Origin of the sequence: Paraburkholderia madseniana, assembly GCF_009690905.1 — a bacterium.
GTDB lineage: Bacteria > Pseudomonadota > Gammaproteobacteria > Burkholderiales > Burkholderiaceae > Paraburkholderia > Paraburkholderia madseniana.
On sequence record NZ_VOSW01000031.1, the window covers coordinates 49,256 to 65,886 of the forward strand.

Here is a 16,631-nt window from a genome sequence, read left to right on the forward strand (position 1 = left end):
GCTCGTTTGACCACGCTTTAGCGCGCCTTACCGAAACGGATACCCGTATGTCTATCAAGATTCGCAAACTCGATTCCAGCGCTCCCGACTTCCAGAAGTCGCTGCATGCGGTACTCGCGTTCGAGGCGAGCGAAGACGAAGCAATCGAGCGCTCGGTCGCGCAGATTCTGAACGACGTGAAGGCACGCGGCGACGCCGCGGTGCTCGAGTACACGAGCCGCTTCGACCGCGTCGAGGCGAAGAGCGTCGCGGCGCTCGAGTTGCCGATGTCCGAACTGGAGGCGGCGCTCGAAGGCCTCGAGCCGAAGCGTCGCGCAGCGCTCGAAGCGGCGGCGGCGCGCGTGCGCGGTTACCACGAGAAGCAGAAGATCGAGTGCGGCAGCCATAGCTGGCAGTACACGGAAGCCGACGGCACCGTGCTCGGGCAGAAGGTCACGCCGCTGGATCGCGCGGGTATTTACGTGCCGGGCGGCAAGGCGGCGTATCCGTCGTCGGTGCTGATGAACGCGATTCCGGCGCGCGTGGCCGGTGTGCGCGAAATCGTCATGGTTGTGCCCACGCCGGACGGCGTGAAGAATCCGCTGGTGCTGGCGGCCGCCTTGCTGGGCGGCGTGGATCGTGTGTTCACGATCGGCGGCGCGCAGGCGGTGGGCGCACTGGCATACGGCACGGAAACGGTGCCCGCGGTCGACAAGATCTGCGGCCCCGGCAACGCGTATGTCGCGTCGGCCAAGCGCCGGGTGTTCGGCACGGTCGGCATTGACATGATCGCCGGGCCGTCGGAAATTCTCGTGCTGTGCGACGGCACGACGGACCCGCGCTGGATCGCGATGGACCTGTTCTCGCAAGCCGAGCACGACGAACTCGCGCAATCCATCCTGCTGTGTCCGGACGATGCATTCATCGCCCGCGTACGCGATGCGATCAACGAACTGCTGCCGAGCATGCCGCGCCAGGACGTGATCCGCGCTTCGCTCGAAGGCCGCGGTGCGTTGATCAAGGTGCGCGATATGGCCGAAGCCTGCGCGATCGCCAATGACATCGCGCCGGAACACCTCGAAATCTCCGCGCTGGAACCGCATCAATGGGGCCAACTGATCCGCCATGCCGGCGCGATCTTCCTCGGCCGCTACACCAGTGAAAGCCTCGGCGACTACTGCGCGGGGCCGAATCACGTGCTGCCTACGTCGCGTACCGCACGGTTCTCGTCACCGCTGGGCGTCTACGATTTCTTCAAGCGTTCGAGCGTGATCGAGGTCAGTGCGGAAGGCGCGCAGACGCTTGGCGAGATCGCCGCCGAACTCGCTTACGGCGAAGGCCTGCAGGCGCATGCCCGCAGCGCCGAATACCGGATGCGGCAGAACGGCTAAGCGCGGCTGACCGCGACGAGCCGGAGTACGGAGCAGGCGGGCATCGAACCGATGTCCGCGAACCCTGCCGACGGATTTCGCGCGGTTTCCCGTTAAATAACGACAATACAGACCAACCTGGGGCAGTCCGCAAGCCGCCGATACCCGCCGGCGTCTCCCGCGCGGCCCGGTCCACTGACTTATGACGACACCTCAAGACATCATCCGCCGCGACGTGCTCGCGATGACGAGCTATCCGGTTCCGGACGCCACGGGCTATATCAAGCTCGATGCGATGGAAAATCCGTTTTCGCTGCCTCCGGTGCTCGCCGCCCATCTCGGCGAGCATCTGGCCGGCGTTGCGCTGAACCGTTACCCGGCGCCGCGCCCGGAAGCGCTGATCGAAAAGATCAAGCGCGTGATGGGTGTGCCCGCGGGTTGCGACGTGCTGCTCGGCAACGGCTCGGATGAAATCATCAGCATGGTGTCGGTGGCGTGCGCGAAGCCGGGCGCCAAGGTGCTCGCGCCGATGCCGGGTTTCGTCATGTATCAGATGTCCGCGAAGCTGGCGAATCTGGAATTCATCGGCGTGCCGCTGAAGCACGATTTCACGCTCGACACCGAAGCGATGCTGGCGGCGATCGCCGAGCATGAACCGGCGGTCATCTATCTGGCCTACCCGAACAACCCGACCGGCACGCTGTACGACGGCGCGGATATGGAGCGCATCATCGCCGCGGCGAACAAAAGCCTGGTGGTGATCGACGAGGCTTATCAGCCGTTCGCGCAGCAAAGCTGGCTGCCGCGCGCCGATGCCTTCGACAACGTCGTCGTGATGCGTACGGTGTCCAAGCTCGGTCTGGCCGGCATCCGCCTGGGTTATCTGGTCGGCAAGCCCGCCTGGCTCACCGAATTCGACAAGGTGCGGCCGCCCTACAACACCAACGTGCTGACGCAGGCCGCCGCCGATTTCCTGCTCGACCACGTCGACGTGCTCGACGCCCAAGCCGAGCAACTGCGTGAAGAACGGACGAAACTCGCGCAAGCCGTCGCCCAATTACCGGGCGCCGAAGTGTTTCCGAGCGCCGGCAACTTCCTGCTGGTGCGGGTGCCTGACGCATCCGTTATGTTCGAAACGCTGCTGGCAGCACGGGTTTTGATCAAAAACGTGAGTAAAATGCATCCATTGCTGGTCAATTGCGTGCGTTTGACCGTGGGTTCACCGGAAGAAAACGCCCAATTGATCGCTGGACTGAAACTCGTGCTGCATTGAACGGCGAGCTGAATGGCCGCGTGAGCGCTTTCCCCTACTGCGAAAAGTGCGCGCGGTCCGCCGTGTTCCCATCCCACACTACTATCGCTTTCTAGCTAGATTCGAGGAATTACCATGCGCCTTGCGGAAGTCGTTCGCAACACAAGCGAAACGCAGATCCGTGTGAAGATCAATCTGGACGGCACCGGTCAGCAGAAGCTGGCCACCGGTGTGCCGTTTCTTGATCACATGCTCGACCAGATCGCACGCCACGGGTTGTTCGATCTCGACATCGAAGCGCATGGCGACCTCGAAATCGACGACCACCACACGGTTGAAGACGTCGGCATCACGCTCGGCCAGGCCGTCGCGAAGGCAATTGGCGACCGCAAGGGCATCCGTCGCTACGGTCATTCTTACGTGCCGCTCGACGAAGCGCTGTCGCGCGTCGTGATCGATTTTTCCGGACGCCCGGGTCTCGAATTCCATGTGCCGTTTACGCGCGCGCGCATCGGCACCTTCGACGTCGATCTCTCCATCGAATTTTTCCGCGGCTTCGTCAATCACGCCGGCGTCACGCTGCACATCGACAACCTGCGTGGCCTGAACGCCCATCATCAGATGGAAACGGTGTTCAAGGCCTTCGGGCGTGCATTGCGTATGGCCGTCGAGATGGACGAACGCGCGGCGGGACAGATTCCGTCGACCAAGGGCAGCCTTTAAGCGCTCATTTACCAGCCTCGTGACCAGGACCGGCTGCGCTTGCCCGCACCCGGTGTGCGATGGATATTCTGAAGTCGTTTATTTCGCTGCTGGCGTTGATCAACCCGGTCGGCGCCATCCCGTTCTTTATGAGCCTGACGGCGCTTCAGAGCGACGTCGAGCGGCGCAGAACCATCCGCATCGCGGCAATTTCGGTGTTCTGCGTGATTGCGGTGACCACGCTGCTCGGGCAGCAGATCATCAGCTTCTTCGGCATTTCGGTCGGGTCGCTCGAAGTGGGCGGCGGGATCATCATGCTGCTGATGGCCATCAACATGCTGAACGCGCAGATCGGCAACAGCCGTTCGACGGAGGAAGAGCGCGATGAGGCCGAGCAGAAGAACAACATCGCGGTTGTACCGCTGGCGATCCCGCTGTTGACCGGTCCGGGCGCGATCAGCACCACGATCATTTATGCGGCCGGCTCGGCGCACTGGTACGACCGGCTGAGCCTGGTCGCGATCGGTGCGGTGCTGGCGGCGATCTGCTTTTTTTCGTTGCGCCTCGCCGAACCGATTGCCCGTTGGGTCGGTCGCACGGGTATCAACATCGGTACGCGGCTCATGGGTTTGATGTTATCGGCGCTGGCGGTGGAATTCATCGTCGATGGATTGAAGGCATTGCTGCCTAACTTGAAATGAAAACTTCGATAGCGATTGTGGATTACGGAATGGGCAACCTGCGCTCGGTTGCCCAGGCGCTACGCAAAGCCGCGCCGGAGGCGGACGTGGCGATCGTCGATCAGCCGGAAGCGATCCGCTCGGCCGACCGCGTGGTGCTGCCCGGCCAGGGCGCCATGCCTGACTGCATGCGCAGTCTGGCCGAATCCGGCCTGCAGGAGGCGGTCATCGAGGCCTCGCGCAGCAAGCCGCTGATGGGCGTGTGCGTCGGCGAGCAGATGCTGTTCGACTGGAGCGCCGAGGGCAATACGCCCGGTCTGGGTCTGTTGCCCGGCAAGGTGCTGCGCTTCGACCTGGAAGGTCAGGTGCAGGACGACGGCTCGCGCTTCAAGGTCCCGCAAATGGGCTGGAACCGCGTGCGCCAGGCGCAGCCGCATCCGTTGTGGGACGGCGTCGCCGATAACGCGTTCTTCTACTTCGTGCACAGCTACTACGTCGTGCCGGACAACGCCGCCCATACCTCGGGCGAAACGGTGTACGGTGTGCCCTTTACCTCGGCGGTGGCGCGGGATAACATCTTCGCGACCCAATTCCACCCGGAAAAGAGCGCCGAAGCGGGGCTGCGCGTGTATCGCAACTTCGTGCACTGGAACCCGTGAGCGCCTTTCTTCATCCTGTTGCCCAACGCCGTTCCGCCATAAGCGGGGTGTTGGCGGTGCGCCACAACCGCAGCAAGACGATTCCGCTCCGTGCGTTCCAATACGGCGCTCCGCAAGGGCGTCGAAAGAGTTGTACTAAACTAGCGAAACGGCGTTATGGCGGGCTGGCTTGTCAGCCGCTGCCGCCGACCTTCAACCACCTCCCAGACAACACCCGATTGCTATGCTGCTGATTCCCGCCATCGACCTGAAAGATGGTCACTGTGTACGCCTCAAACAGGGCGATATGGACCAGGCGACGATATTTTCCGAGGAACCGGCGGCGATGGCCCGGCATTGGGTCGATCGCGGCGCCCGCCGTCTGCACCTCGTCGACCTGAATGGCGCGTTCGCCGGCAAGCCGAAAAACGAAGACGCGATTCGCGCGATCATCGAGGAAGTGGGTGGCGAGATTCCCGTCCAGCTGGGCGGCGGCATCCGCGATCTGAACACGATCGAGCGCTATCTGGACGACGGTTTGTCGTACGTCATCATCGGCACGGCTGCGGTGAAGAATCCCGGCTTCCTGCAGGATGCGTGCACGGCTTTCGGCGGCCACATCATCGTCGGTCTGGATGCGAAAGACGGCAAGGTCGCGACAGACGGCTGGAGCAAGCTGACCGGCCATGAAGTGGCCGATCTGGCGCGCAAGTTCGAGGATTACGGCTGCGAGTCGATCATCTACACCGACATCGGCCGCGACGGCATGCTCCAGGGCATCAACATCGAAGCCACGGTGCGTCTCGCCCGCGCGGTGAAGATTCCGGTGATCGCGAGCGGCGGTTTGTCGAACCTCGCGGACATCGAGTCGCTGTGCGAAGTCGAGGACGAAGGCATCGAAGGCGTGATCTGCGGCCGGGCGATTTACTCGGGCGATCTGGACTTCGCGGCTGCGCAAACCCTCGCGGACCGGCTGCGCGAATCGGACGACGCTTAAGGCTCTGGGTTCGAAGCGTCGCGGTCAGCCCAGAATCGACGCAGCAGCGGACTTTCGGACTTTAAAAGCGGACGCAACGGCGCGTCCCGAAAGCGCGTCAAGCCGCTTGCCGGTGTCTTCGGCACATTTCCGGCTTGCGGCCCGACGCGGCGAGCAGCGCCGGCACAGTGCCGCTCGTGAGGATTCAGGCGAGCGGCCTCATCAGCGGTATTGGCAGAATTGCACGATTATGGCTCTAGCTAAACGCATCATCCCCTGTCTCGACGTCACGGCTGGCCGCGTGGTCAAGGGCGTCAACTTCGTCGAACTGCGCGATGCGGGCGACCCGGTCGAAATCGCGCGCCGTTACGACGAACAGGGCGCCGACGAACTGACCTTCCTCGACATCACCGCCACCTCCGACCAGCGCGATCTGATTCTGCCGATCATCGAAGCGGTCGCCTCCCAGGTGTTCATTCCGCTGACGGTTGGCGGCGGCGTGCGCGCTGTCGAAGACGTGCGGCGGCTGTTGAACGCGGGCGCGGACAAGATCAGCATGAACTCGTCGGCGGTCGCGAATCCGCAACTCGTGCGCGACGCGACGGACAAATACGGCTCGCAATGCATCGTCGTCGCCATCGACGCGAAGCGCGTCTCCGCGGACGGCGAGCCGCCGCGCTGGGAAGTCTTCACGCACGGTGGGCGCAAGGCCACCGGCCTCGAAGCCGTTGAATGGGCGCGCAAGATGGCCGAACTGGGCGCGGGCGAAATCCTGCTGACCAGCATGGACCGCGATGGCACCAAGAGCGGCTTCGATCTCGCGCTCACGCGGGCGGTGTCCGACGCGGTGTCGATTCCGGTGATCGCCTCGGGCGGCGTCGGCTCGCTGCAGCATCTGGCCGACGGCATCAAGAGCGGCCACGCGGACGCAGTGCTGGCCGCCAGCATCTTCCACTACGGCGAACACACCGTGGGCGAGGCCAAGCGCTTCATGGCCGATCAAGGCATTTCGGTGAGGTTGTGACGTGGTGAATCCCTCAGCAGTAGAGTGGCTCGACAAGGTCAGGTGGGACGCGAACGGCCTCGTGCCGGTGATCGCGCAGGAAGCATCGACCAACGACGTGCTGATGTTCGCGTGGATGAACCGCGAAGCTTTGGCGAAAACCGTCGAAACCGGCCGCGCGGTGTATTTTTCGCGCTCGCGCCAGCGCTTGTGGTTCAAGGGTGAAGAGTCCGGCCACGTGCAGCATGTGCATGAAGTGCGGCTCGATTGCGACGAAGACGTCGTGCTGCTGAAGGTCGAGCAGGTGTCGGGCATTGCGTGCCACACCGGCCGCCACTCGTGCTTTTTCCAGAAATTCGAAGGCACGGTTGAAGATGGCGACTGGGTCGCCGTCGATCCCGTGTTGAAAGATCCCGAACACATCTACAAATGACGCAATCCACGCAATCCACCGAATCGGCTTCGTCTACCAAGGACACGCTGCTGCGCCTCGCGGCCATCATCGACAGCCGCAAGGGCGGCGATCCGGACGTCTCGTACGTGTCGCGCCTCTTCCACAAAGGCGATGACGCGATTCTCAAGAAGATCGGCGAAGAGGCCACCGAAGTCGTGCTGGCCGCCAAAGACACCCGTCACGGCGGCGCGCCGAAAGCGCTGGTCGGCGAAGTGGCGGACCTCTGGTTTCACTGCCTCGTGATGCTGTCGCATTTCGACCTGAGCCCGGCTGACGTACTTGCCGAACTTGAGCGCCGCGAAGGCCTGTCGGGCATCGAGGAAAAGGCGCTGCGCAAGAGCCGCGAACGTGAGGAAAACGGCGACTGATTGTCGTCGCCTTGTCGTTACCTTGTCCGCCGCGTCTTGAAGTGGCGAACGTCGGCACCCACATTGCACTGAACGCATCGGATCGCATCCTCGGGAGGACGCAAGCATGGAACAGTCGCAAGGAAATTATCCGCCGCCGGCCTACCGCAACGCGATCGAGCCCGAGCGCGAACGCAGTCTGCGCACGCTCACGCATGTGCTGTACGCGCTGTATGCGGTTCACTGGCTGACGGGTGGTCTGACGATTCTGATCGCGATCATCATCAACTACGTGAAGCGGCCTGATGTAGTGGGCACGCCCTACGAAGCGCATTTCGAGTGGCAGATCCGCTCGTTCTGGATGGCCTTGCTGGGTTATGCGATCGGCGGTGTGCTGCTGTTCGTGGTGATCGGCATTCCGGTTCTGTGGGCCGTCAGCATCTGGATGTTGTACCGTATTATCAAGGGCTGGCTGTATCTGTACGATAACAAGCCGCTCGCGAACCCGCGTGGCTGGTTCTGAGTTGGGTCCGGCTGCGGCCGGGCCGGATATGAGCCGTGCCGCACGACGCTTCGCGCTCTAGCCATACTGTGTCAGGAATACGATGAGCCACGACCCGAACTGCCTTTTCTGCAAGATCGCCGCCGGCGAGATTCCGTCGACCAAAGTCCACGAGGACGAAGAGTTTGTTGCCTTCCGCGACATCCGCCCGGCCGCTGAAACCCATGTACTGGTGATTCCCCGCAAACACGTCGCCACGCTGTCGAATTGCACCGAAAGCGAGGCACCGCTGCTTGGTAGAATGCTAGTTCTGGTGGCGCGTCTGGCCGATCAGTTGGGCGTGGCGTACACCGGTGGCGAAAGCGGTTTTCGCACGGTAATCAATACGGGACCGGGAGGCGGGCAAGAGGTGTATCACCTACATGCGCACATTCTCGCCGGGCCGCGTCCGTGGCAGCGCATGGGCTGACAGGTTGGGCTCGTAAATAACCGCCGGCTGCGAGGCGCGCAGCGAGTTTTGGCCGCTGACAATAGCAGAGCCGTTGTTTTTGCTGCACTGTAACGACGCCGACGCGATCGTCAGGTCAAATGGCACACCGTGTCGCGGGTTGAATCGAAACAGCTCGCGGCAACGTATAGATGGAGCGTACGCGCTTCGATTCACGCCGCAAGGCGCACGAGTTTTGCCGCATCACGTGCGGTGTCGGGGTTAAGGAGAGTAGTCATGGGTTCGTTGAGCATTTGGCATTGGCTGATCGTGTTGTTGATCGTGGCGCTCGTGTTCGGCACGAAGAAGCTGCGCAATATCGGCACCGATCTGGGTGGCGCTGTGAAGGGCTTCAAGGAAGGCATGAAGGAAGCCGAAACGCCCGCAGGCGAAGCGCAGCAGCGCGAACTGCCGCGCAATGGCACGGTAGATGTGGATGCGAAGGAAAAGACGCCGCGTTCCGGCGATTACCGCTAAGCCGCGGCCCAACCGCGTTACTGACGGACACTCCACTTCATGCTGGACCTCGGTCTAACCAAGATGGCGCTGATTGGCGTCGTCGCGCTGGTCGTACTCGGGCCTGAGCGCCTGCCTCGCGTCGCCCGCACGGCCGGCGCGTTGTTCGGCCGCGCGCAGCGGTATATCAACGACGTGAAGGCCGAAGTCACCCGTGAAATCGAACTCGACGAATTGCGTCGCATGAAAACCGAGTTCGAAGCGGCGGCGAGCAACGTCGAAACCAGCGTTCAGGACAATCTGCGCAAGCATGAGACCGAACTGAACGACGCGTGGAATAGCGGCACGTCGGTGTCGCCAAGCATTGCCGGCGGTGCGCTTGAAGATGCCGGCAATTCGCCGTGGCAGACCACCACGCCACCGGCAGGCGCTAAACGCAAGAACTGGCGCGTCAAGCAGACCGCCATGCCCACCTGGTACAAGCGCGCCACCACGCGCCGCACGCGTGTGCAGTCGGGCGCTGCGCGCGTGGCGCGGCATACGCCGGCCAGCATGCGTCGTCCGACGCGGTTCTTCTGATGATCAGAACGACAATCTCTAACCGAGGGCCGGTGTGAGCGACCCCCAGCAAACCCAGGACGAAGGCACTGAAGAGACCTTCATTTCCCACCTCGTTGAATTGCGCGACCGTATCATCCGCGCCGGCCTTGCCGTCATCGTGGTGTTTGTCGGGCTCGTGTATTGGGCACCGGACATTTTCCGGCTGCTGGCGCGGCCCTTGATGCAGAATCTGCCGAAGGACGGCAAGATGATCGTCACCGACGTCACCGGCTCGTTCTTCGTGCCGATGAAGGTGACCATGATGGTCGCCTTTGTGATTGCGCTGCCGGTCGTGCTGTACCAGATCTGGGCATTCGTCGCGCCGGGTTTGTACCAGCATGAGAAGAAGCTGGTCGGGCCGCTGGTGGGCAGCAGCTACACGCTGTTCCTGTGCGGCATGGCGTTCGCGTACTTCGTGGTGTTTCCGACCATCTTCCGCGTGATGGCGCACTACAACGCGCCGCTCGGCGCGGAGATGAACACCGATATCGACAACTACCTGAGCTTCGTGCTGACCATGTTCCTCGCGTTCGGGGTGACGTTCGAAGTGCCGATTGTCGTGGTGCTGTTGGTCCGCATGAACGTGCTGACCATCAAGAAGCTCAAGGAAATCCGTCCGTATGTGGTCGTGGGCGCGTTCGTGATTTCAGCGGTGGTGACGCCGCCGGACGTGTTCTCGCAGCTCATTCTGGCGATTCCGCTGATCGTGCTGTATGAGGCGGGGATCATTGCGGCGCGGTTGATTGTCGGCAAGCAGAAACCCGTGATTGCGGAAGACAGTCCGCCGGGTTGAACGGCAGCACAGAGAGACAAACAAAAAGGGCAGTCCATCACGGACTGCCCTTTTTGTTTTGCGGTGCCCACACCACTGGCCGCTATCTATCGCTTCTCAACCGCCGTCGTCGTCCTGCTGATCGCCGCCGCCGTTATCTTCTGCCGGTTGCTTCGGCGGAGGCGGGCGCTTGCCGATGGTCACGTCCAGATCCATCGCGTGGCTCTTGCGCACCAGGTGAACCTTCGCAGCCGTGCCCGGCTTGATCTGCGCGATGACGTTCAGCAGACGTGTGGTGTCGGTGATCTCCTGGCCGTTCACGCTTACCAGAATGTCACCCGGCTTGATGCCAGCACGGTCGGCCGGCCCGTTCTTCAGCACGCCCGCGACAATCGCGCCCGACTTCTGCTCGAGCCCGAACGATTCGGCGATTTCCGGCGTCACGTCCTGCGGCTCCACGCCGATCCAGCCGCGCGTGACGGAGCCCGTCGTGATGATGCTCTCCAGCACGCTGCGCGCGGTCGAGACAGGAATCGCAAAGCCGATGCCGAGCGAGCCGCCCGAGCGCGAATAGATGGCGGTATTGATGCCGAGCAGATTGCCGTTCACGTCGACCAGCGCACCGCCCGAGTTGCCCGGGTTGATGGCCGCGTCGGTCTGAATGAAGTTTTCGAACGTGTTGATGCCGAGGTGATTGCGCCCGAGCGCGCTGACAATGCCCATGGTCACCGTCTGACCGACGCCGAACGGATTGCCGATCGCCAGCACCACGTCGCCCACACGCGTCTGGTCCATGCGGCCGAGCGTGATGGTGGGCAGGTTGGTCATGTTGACCTTCAGCACGGCCAGATCGGTCTCAGGATCGACGCCGATCACCTTGGCGTTGGTGGTGCGGCCGTCGGCAAGCGCGATTTCGATCTGATCGGCGCCGTCCACGACGTGCTGGTTCGTTAGAATGTAACCTTCCGAACTCACTATCACTCCCGAGCCCAGATTCGACGCGGGTTGTTCCTGCTGCTTGCCTTTGTTCTTGTCACCGAAGAAATAGCGGAACAACGGATCTTTCGCGCGCGGGTCGGGCGGCAGTGAGCCATCCTTGCTGGAGAACACATTGACGACCGCGGGCATGGCTTTTTGCGCGGCGTCTGCATAGGACGCCTGTGCAGGACCCGTGCCGATGCCTGGCGCCACTTCCCGAAGGGCGACGATCGGTTCGGCGAGTTGCTTGCCGAATTGCCCTTGACGCTGGAGCCACTGCGGTTTGAGGGTCGCAATGATGAACATCAGCGCCAACAGCACAGTCACCGCTTGGGCAAAGAACAGCCAAAAGCGTCTAAGCATCTGAAGACTAGAGGTTTATATGGATCGGATCGAACTTGAATTGTACTTGAACAATCTCCTTGAAACCGCGCGCTTCAAGGACTATTGCCCCAATGGATTGCAGGTGGAAGGGCGCCGCAGGATCAATAAGCTCGCGACCGGCGTGACGGCTTCAGTGGCCTTCCTCGAGGCCGCGCTCGACTGGGGTGCGGACGCGGTGCTGGTCCATCACGGCTACTTCTGGCGCAACGAGGCGCCGCAGATCACCGGGCGCAAACACGCGCGCCTGAAGCTGCTGATTGCCAACGACCTGAACCTGTTCGCCTATCACCTGCCGCTGGACGACCATCCCGAGTTCGGCAACAACGCGCAAATCGGCGCGAAGATGGGCTGGATCAGCGACGCGCGCTTCGGCGAGAACGATCTCGGCTGGCTCGCCACGTTGCCGATGCCGATCACGCTCGCGCACTTCACCGCGCAAGTCGAGCAGACGCTCGGCCGCACGCCGCTCGTGTTCGGCGACCCGGATCGCGAATTGCGCCGCGTGGGCTGGTGCACGGGCGCCGCGCAAGGCATGTTCGACGCCGCGATCAATGCCGGCGCTGATGTCTACCTGACCGGCGAAGTGTCGGAGTCGGTGATGCACACCTCGGCGGAAAGCGGCGTGGCGTTCCTCGCGGCCGGCCACCACGCCACCGAACGTTTCGGCGTGCAAGCGGTGGGCAAGCATCTGTCCGAGCAGTTCGATATCGAACACGTGTTTATCGATATCCCGAATCCCGTCTGAATTGAAAATCGGCATTAGAGAAGAAAAAGGCACGAATAACGCAGAGGGCACTTAAAAGGAGGTGCGAAAAAGTTTGCGATCCGTACGGAGAAACCCTGACTTATCAAGGGCTTCGCACGGTTTTTGGCAATGGGGCCTTGTAAATGCCGACTCCATTCGCGCAAACTAGCGGCGGTAGAAGCGACGTGAAGGAAAAATCCAACTCAGAAGTGGGGCGTGTAATGCGAGACAAGGAAGATGAACGCGTCGACGGCGGCCGCCGTACCTGGCTGATAGCGACGACCGTAGCAGGTGGCATTGGAGGCGTTGCCACTGTCGTACCCTTTGTTAGTTCGTTTGCACCATCTGAAAAGGCCAAGGCGGCAGGCGCCCCGGTCGAAGTCGATATCAGTGATCTCAAGCCCGGCGACATGAAGACCGTCGCCTGGCGCGGTAAGCCGGTGTGGATCATCAATCGCACTGACAGGATGCTCGCCGATGTCCAGAAAGCCGATAAGGAAGTAGCGGATCCTCTCACCAAGAATCCTTTTTCGATGCCATTGCCGGAGTACTGCAACAACGAATTCCGTTCACGCACCGACCACAAGAACCTTTTCGTCGCCGTCGCCGTGTGCACCCATCTGGGCTGCACGCCGACGCCGCGCTTCCAGGAGGGCGCGCAGCCCAATCTTCCCGACGACTGGCCAGGCGGCTTCCTGTGCCCTTGCCACGGCTCGACCTATGACATGGCCGGCCGCGTCTTCAAGAACAAACCTGCGCCGCAGAACCTCGACATCCCGCCTTACATGTTCACCTCGGCCACGGGCCTCGTGATCGGCAAGGACGAGAAAGGAGAAGCGTAATGGCGATCGAACACGAAGTAGAGACGACCGGGCTGGTCGGCTGGATCGACCGCCGGTTTCCCATGACGTCCACTTGGAAAAAGCATGTTTCCGAGTACTACGCGCCGAAGAACTTCAACTTCTGGTACTTCTTCGGTTCGCTCGCGCTGCTGGTGCTGGTCAATCAGATCGTCACCGGCATCTTCCTCACGATGAACTACAAGCCCGACGCGACGCTCGCGTTCTCGTCGGTCGAGTACATCATGCGCGAGGTGCCGTGGGGCTGGCTGATCCGCTATATGCACTCCACGGGTGCGTCGATGTTCTTCGTCGTCGTGTATCTGCATATGTTCCGCGGACTGATGTACGGCTCGTACCGCAAGCCGCGCGAACTGGTGTGGATCTTCGGCTGCGCGATCTTCCTGAGCCTGATGGCCGAGGCGTTCTTCGGCTACCTGCTGCCGTGGGGCCAGATGTCGTTCTGGGGCGCGCAGGTGATCGTGAACCTGTTCTCGGCGATTCCGTTCATCGGGCCGGATCTGTCGCTGTGGATTCGTGGCGATTACGTCGTCTCGGACGTCACGCTGAACCGCTTCTTCGCTTTCCACGTGATCGCGATTCCGCTGGTGCTGATCGGGCTGGTGGTCGCGCACCTGGTGGCGCTGCATGAAGTGGGGTCGAACAACCCGGACGGCATCGAGATCAAGGCAAAGAAGGACCCGGACGGCATTCCGCTCGACGGCATCCCGTTCCACCCGTACTACTCGGTGCACGACTTCATGGGCGTGTCGGTGTTCCTGATCATCTTCGCCGCGATCATCTTCTTCGCACCGGAGATGGGTGGGTACTTCCTTGAAGCGAACAACTTCATTCCCGCCAATCCGCTGCAAACGCCGCAGGAAATTGCGCCAGTGTGGTACTTCACGGCGTTCTATGCGATGTTGCGCGCCACCACCGATCCATTCAAGATCGTGCTGATGATCATCGTCGCGCTGCTCGGCCTGTTCGCGCTGGTGCGCGCACGCGGCAAATGGAAGCTCGGCTTGCCGGTGCTCGCGGTTCTGGTGGTTCTGGCCATGGCGTTCACCGAATCGAAATTCTGGGGCGTGGTGGTGATGGGCAGCGCGGTGATCTCGCTGTTCTTCCTGCCGTGGCTCGACCGCTCGCCGGTGAAGTCGATCCGTTACCGGCCGTTTTTTCACAAGGTGTTCTACGGGATCTTCGTGCTCGCTTTCCTGACGTTGGGCTTCCTCGGCACCAAACCGCCGTCGCCCGCCTCGACGTTGATTGCTCAGGTGTGTGCACTGATCTACTTCGCGTTTTTCCTCGGTATGCCGGTCTGGACGCGGCTTGGCACGTTCAAGCAGCCGCCCGAGCGGGTGCGGTTCAAGCCCCACTAATCGCGAGCCCGGAGAACACGAAATGAAAAAACTGCTTTCGACGTGCGCGCTGATCGGCGCGACACTGCTCGCGGTGCTGGCCGGACCGGTGCACGCGGACGAGAATTTCCCTCTCGACCGCGCGCCCGATAACGCGGAGAATTTTGCTTCGTTGCAGCACGGCGCCCAATTGTTTGTAAACTACTGCCTGAATTGCCATAGTGCGAATCTGATGCGCTACAGCCGGCTGACCGATCTCGGCATTACGCCGAGCGCGATCCAGTCGAACCTGCTGTTCACCACGGATAAAATCGGCAACACCATGACCGTGGCGATGCGCCCGGACGACGCGAAAGCGTGGTTCGGCGCGAGTCCGCCGGATTTGTCGGTGGAAGCGCGGGCGCGCGGCAAGGACTGGCTGTACACGTATCTGCGCAGCTTCTATCGCGACAATACGCGGCCGACCGGCTGGAACAATCTGGTGTATGAAAACGTGAGCATGCCTCATGTGCTGTGGCAGCTTCAGGGGCAACGTACCGCGAAGTTCGGTGACGAAACCGACGAAAAAACAGGCGAAACGGTTCACAAATTTGTCGGCTACCAACAGGTCACGCCGGGGACGATGTCGCCGGTAGATTATGATTCTGCTGTGGCCGACCTCGTGTCGTACCTGTCATGGATGTCCGAACCGACGCAGAAAACCCGCAGACAGCTTGGCGTGTGGGTGCTGCTGTTCCTCGGCATTCTGAGCTTTTTCGCCTGGCGACTGAACGCTGCGTACTGGAAACATATCAAATAATCACGCCGTTACCCGGCGTGGGGCCGGCGCCAGGAAAAACCTGTTGAACGGTTTTTCCGCGCGCTGGCCTTTCAGCTTTTTGAGGAAACGTAAACATGATGGTTCTGTATTCCGGCACAACTTGCCCGTTCTCCCAGCGCTGCCGGCTGGTGTTGTTCGAAAAGGGCATGGACTTCGAGATCCGCGACGTCGACCTGTTTAACAAGCCGGAAGACATCGCTGTGATGAATCCGTATGGTCAGGTGCCGATTCTCGTCGAACGGGACCTGATTCTGTACGAATCGAACATCATCAACGAGTACATCGACGAGCGCTTCCCGCACCCGCAACTGATGCCGGCCGATCCGGTTCAGCGCGCCCGCGCCCGTCTGTTCCTGCTGAACTTCGAGAAGGAACTGTTCGTTCACGTCGGCACGCTCGAAAACGAAAAGGGCAAGGCCGCTGAGAAGAATCACGAGAAGGCACGTCTCGCGATTCGCGATCGCCTGACGCAGCTCGCACCGATCTTCCTGAAGAACAAGTACATGCTCGGCGAAGAGTTCTCGATGCTGGACGTCGCGATCGCGCCGTTGCTGTGGCGTCTGGACCACTACGGCATCGAGCTGTCGAAGAACGCTGCACCGCTGATGAAGTACGCGGAGCGCATTTTCAGCCGCCCGGCTTATATCGAAGCGCTGACGCCTTCGGAAAAGGTGATGCGTCGTTGAGTTTGGCTTTGGGGTGAGGGCGCCGCGTCTCGATTGTTTTCCGCGCGCGCCCCAACCCGGTAAGAGGACTGTTGATGCAAGAGATTTCCACCAAGCCTTATCTGCTGCGCGCGCTGTACGAGTGGTGCACGGATAACGGCTACACGCCGCATATTGCGGTCCGGGTCGACAATCAGACGCGCGTGCCGCGGCAGTTCGTGCGCGACAACGAGATCGTGTTGAACATCAGCTTCGAGGCGACCAGCCAGTTGCAGATGGGCAATGAATGGATCGAGTTCAGCGCGCGCTTCTCCGGCAAGTCGCACAAGATCGAAGTGCCGATCGCCAATATTCTCGCGATCTACGCGCGGGAAAACGGGCAGGGCATGGCGTTCCCGGTCGAGTCGGCAGGCGGCGAGGCGCAGGATTCAGGCGCCGATGCGGAACTGGCGGACGAGACCGAAGCACCGGCCGCGCCCGTCAGCGTGGCGCCGCGTGCGGTCGAACCGTCGTCTGCCGCGGATGCCGCCAAAGCGGAAACCGCGACGGACGGCCCGCAGCCTGACGATGATGGATCGAAAGGTGGCGGAAGGGCTCGCCTCAAGATCGTGAAATGAAGTA

General features: G+C 61.7%; 21 protein-coding genes. 20 read left to right on the plus strand and 1 reads right to left on the minus strand.

Going from position 1 to position 16,631, the window contains the following annotated elements:
* The first annotated feature begins 47 nt into the window (after nucleotides 1-47).
* The 14 genes from hisD (at nucleotide 48) to tatC (ending at nucleotide 10,239) form a co-directional block, all read left to right on the plus strand.
* Nucleotides 48-1,370, plus strand: coding sequence for a histidinol dehydrogenase (hisD, locus tag FSO04_RS17895; RefSeq protein ID WP_154560984.1), 1,323 nt, complete (start codon nucleotides 48-50; stop codon nucleotides 1,368-1,370).
* Between the two features lie 181 nt (nucleotides 1,371-1,551).
* Nucleotides 1,552-2,622 carry a histidinol-phosphate transaminase gene (gene hisC, locus FSO04_RS17900; RefSeq protein WP_154560986.1) on the plus strand — a complete coding sequence of 357 codons (1,071 nt, stop codon included), beginning with the start codon at nucleotides 1,552-1,554 and terminating at the stop codon, nucleotides 2,620-2,622.
* A gap of 114 nt (nucleotides 2,623-2,736) precedes the next feature.
* Complete coding sequence (hisB, locus tag FSO04_RS17905; protein ID WP_054036619.1) at nucleotides 2,737-3,324, plus strand: imidazoleglycerol-phosphate dehydratase HisB; 588 nt, start codon at nucleotides 2,737-2,739, stop codon at nucleotides 3,322-3,324.
* Between the two features lie 59 nt (nucleotides 3,325-3,383).
* Nucleotides 3,384-4,004, plus strand: a complete 621-nt coding sequence (locus FSO04_RS17910) for a MarC family protein (protein ID WP_154560988.1) — start codon at nucleotides 3,384-3,386, stop codon at nucleotides 4,002-4,004.
* Nucleotides 4,001-4,642: an imidazole glycerol phosphate synthase subunit HisH gene (hisH, locus tag FSO04_RS17915; protein ID WP_154560990.1), complete on the plus strand. Its 642-nt coding sequence runs from the start codon at nucleotides 4,001-4,003 to the stop codon at nucleotides 4,640-4,642. The genes FSO04_RS17910 and hisH overlap by 4 nt, the downstream gene beginning before the upstream one ends.
* A gap of 223 nt (nucleotides 4,643-4,865) precedes the next feature.
* Nucleotides 4,866-5,618: a 1-(5-phosphoribosyl)-5-[(5-phosphoribosylamino)methylideneamino]imidazole-4-carboxamide isomerase gene (hisA, locus tag FSO04_RS17920; RefSeq protein ID WP_054036624.1), complete on the plus strand. Its 753-nt coding sequence runs from the start codon at nucleotides 4,866-4,868 to the stop codon at nucleotides 5,616-5,618.
* Between the two features lie 229 nt (nucleotides 5,619-5,847).
* Entirely contained in the window at nucleotides 5,848-6,621 is a 774-nt protein-coding gene (gene hisF, locus FSO04_RS17925) for an imidazole glycerol phosphate synthase subunit HisF (protein WP_154560992.1), read from the plus strand.
* Nucleotide 6,622: 1 nt separating this feature from the next.
* Nucleotides 6,623-7,033 carry a phosphoribosyl-AMP cyclohydrolase gene (gene hisI / locus FSO04_RS17930; protein WP_171926364.1) on the plus strand — a complete coding sequence of 137 codons (411 nt, stop codon included), beginning with the start codon at nucleotides 6,623-6,625 and terminating at the stop codon, nucleotides 7,031-7,033.
* Nucleotides 7,030-7,422 (plus strand): phosphoribosyl-ATP diphosphatase, encoded by a 393-nt coding sequence (locus FSO04_RS17935; protein ID WP_054036629.1) that lies wholly within the window; start codon nucleotides 7,030-7,032, stop codon nucleotides 7,420-7,422. Before hisI ends, FSO04_RS17935 begins: the two co-directional genes overlap by 4 nt.
* 106 nt (nucleotides 7,423-7,528) lie before the next feature.
* A complete protein-coding gene (locus tag FSO04_RS17940) occupies nucleotides 7,529-7,924 on the plus strand; it encodes a DUF4870 family protein (RefSeq protein ID WP_154560994.1) in 396 nt (131 codons plus the stop codon).
* Nucleotides 7,925-8,006: 82 nt separating this feature from the next.
* Nucleotides 8,007-8,372: a histidine triad nucleotide-binding protein gene (locus FSO04_RS17945; RefSeq protein WP_154560996.1), complete on the plus strand. Its 366-nt coding sequence runs from the start codon at nucleotides 8,007-8,009 to the stop codon at nucleotides 8,370-8,372.
* A gap of 255 nt (nucleotides 8,373-8,627) precedes the next feature.
* Complete coding sequence (gene tatA, locus FSO04_RS17950; protein ID WP_028199650.1) at nucleotides 8,628-8,867, plus strand: Sec-independent protein translocase subunit TatA; 240 nt, start codon at nucleotides 8,628-8,630, stop codon at nucleotides 8,865-8,867.
* A 39-nt stretch (nucleotides 8,868-8,906) separates the two neighbouring features.
* On the plus strand, nucleotides 8,907-9,425 hold the full coding sequence (tatB, locus tag FSO04_RS17955) for a Sec-independent protein translocase protein TatB (RefSeq protein ID WP_154560998.1): 519 nt from the start codon (nucleotides 8,907-8,909) through the stop codon (nucleotides 9,423-9,425).
* 34 nt (nucleotides 9,426-9,459) lie between these two features.
* Nucleotides 9,460-10,239, plus strand: a complete 780-nt coding sequence (gene tatC / locus FSO04_RS17960) for a twin-arginine translocase subunit TatC (protein ID WP_168435727.1) — start codon at nucleotides 9,460-9,462, stop codon at nucleotides 10,237-10,239.
* Nucleotides 10,240-10,335: 96 nt separating this feature from the next.
* On the opposite strand, the gene FSO04_RS17965 is transcribed toward tatC, so the two are convergent.
* Nucleotides 10,336-11,559, minus strand: a complete 1,224-nt coding sequence (locus tag FSO04_RS17965) for a Do family serine endopeptidase (RefSeq protein ID WP_154561000.1) — start codon at nucleotides 11,557-11,559, stop codon at nucleotides 10,336-10,338.
* Nucleotides 11,560-11,578: 19 nt separating this feature from the next.
* Between FSO04_RS17965 and FSO04_RS17970 the strand changes: the two genes are divergently transcribed.
* The 6 genes from FSO04_RS17970 (at nucleotide 11,579) to FSO04_RS17995 (ending at nucleotide 16,627) form a co-directional block, all read left to right on the plus strand.
* Nucleotides 11,579-12,325 carry a Nif3-like dinuclear metal center hexameric protein gene (locus FSO04_RS17970; protein WP_154561002.1) on the plus strand — a complete coding sequence of 249 codons (747 nt, stop codon included), beginning with the start codon at nucleotides 11,579-11,581 and terminating at the stop codon, nucleotides 12,323-12,325.
* A 221-nt stretch (nucleotides 12,326-12,546) separates the two neighbouring features.
* Entirely contained in the window at nucleotides 12,547-13,167 is a 621-nt protein-coding gene (petA, locus tag FSO04_RS17975) for a ubiquinol-cytochrome c reductase iron-sulfur subunit (RefSeq protein WP_154561004.1), read from the plus strand.
* Nucleotides 13,167-14,546 carry a cytochrome b gene (locus FSO04_RS17980; RefSeq protein ID WP_154561006.1) on the plus strand — a complete coding sequence of 460 codons (1,380 nt, stop codon included), beginning with the start codon at nucleotides 13,167-13,169 and terminating at the stop codon, nucleotides 14,544-14,546. The genes petA and FSO04_RS17980 overlap by 1 nt, the downstream gene beginning before the upstream one ends.
* A gap of 22 nt (nucleotides 14,547-14,568) precedes the next feature.
* Entirely contained in the window at nucleotides 14,569-15,324 is a 756-nt protein-coding gene (locus tag FSO04_RS17985) for a cytochrome c1 (RefSeq protein WP_154561008.1), read from the plus strand.
* A 95-nt stretch (nucleotides 15,325-15,419) separates the two neighbouring features.
* On the plus strand, nucleotides 15,420-16,031 hold the full coding sequence (locus tag FSO04_RS17990; protein ID WP_006052302.1) for a glutathione S-transferase N-terminal domain-containing protein: 612 nt from the start codon (nucleotides 15,420-15,422) through the stop codon (nucleotides 16,029-16,031).
* Between the two features lie 74 nt (nucleotides 16,032-16,105).
* Nucleotides 16,106-16,627, plus strand: a complete 522-nt coding sequence (locus tag FSO04_RS17995; protein WP_154561010.1) for a ClpXP protease specificity-enhancing factor — start codon at nucleotides 16,106-16,108, stop codon at nucleotides 16,625-16,627.
* Nucleotides 16,628-16,631: the final 4 nt, after the last annotated feature.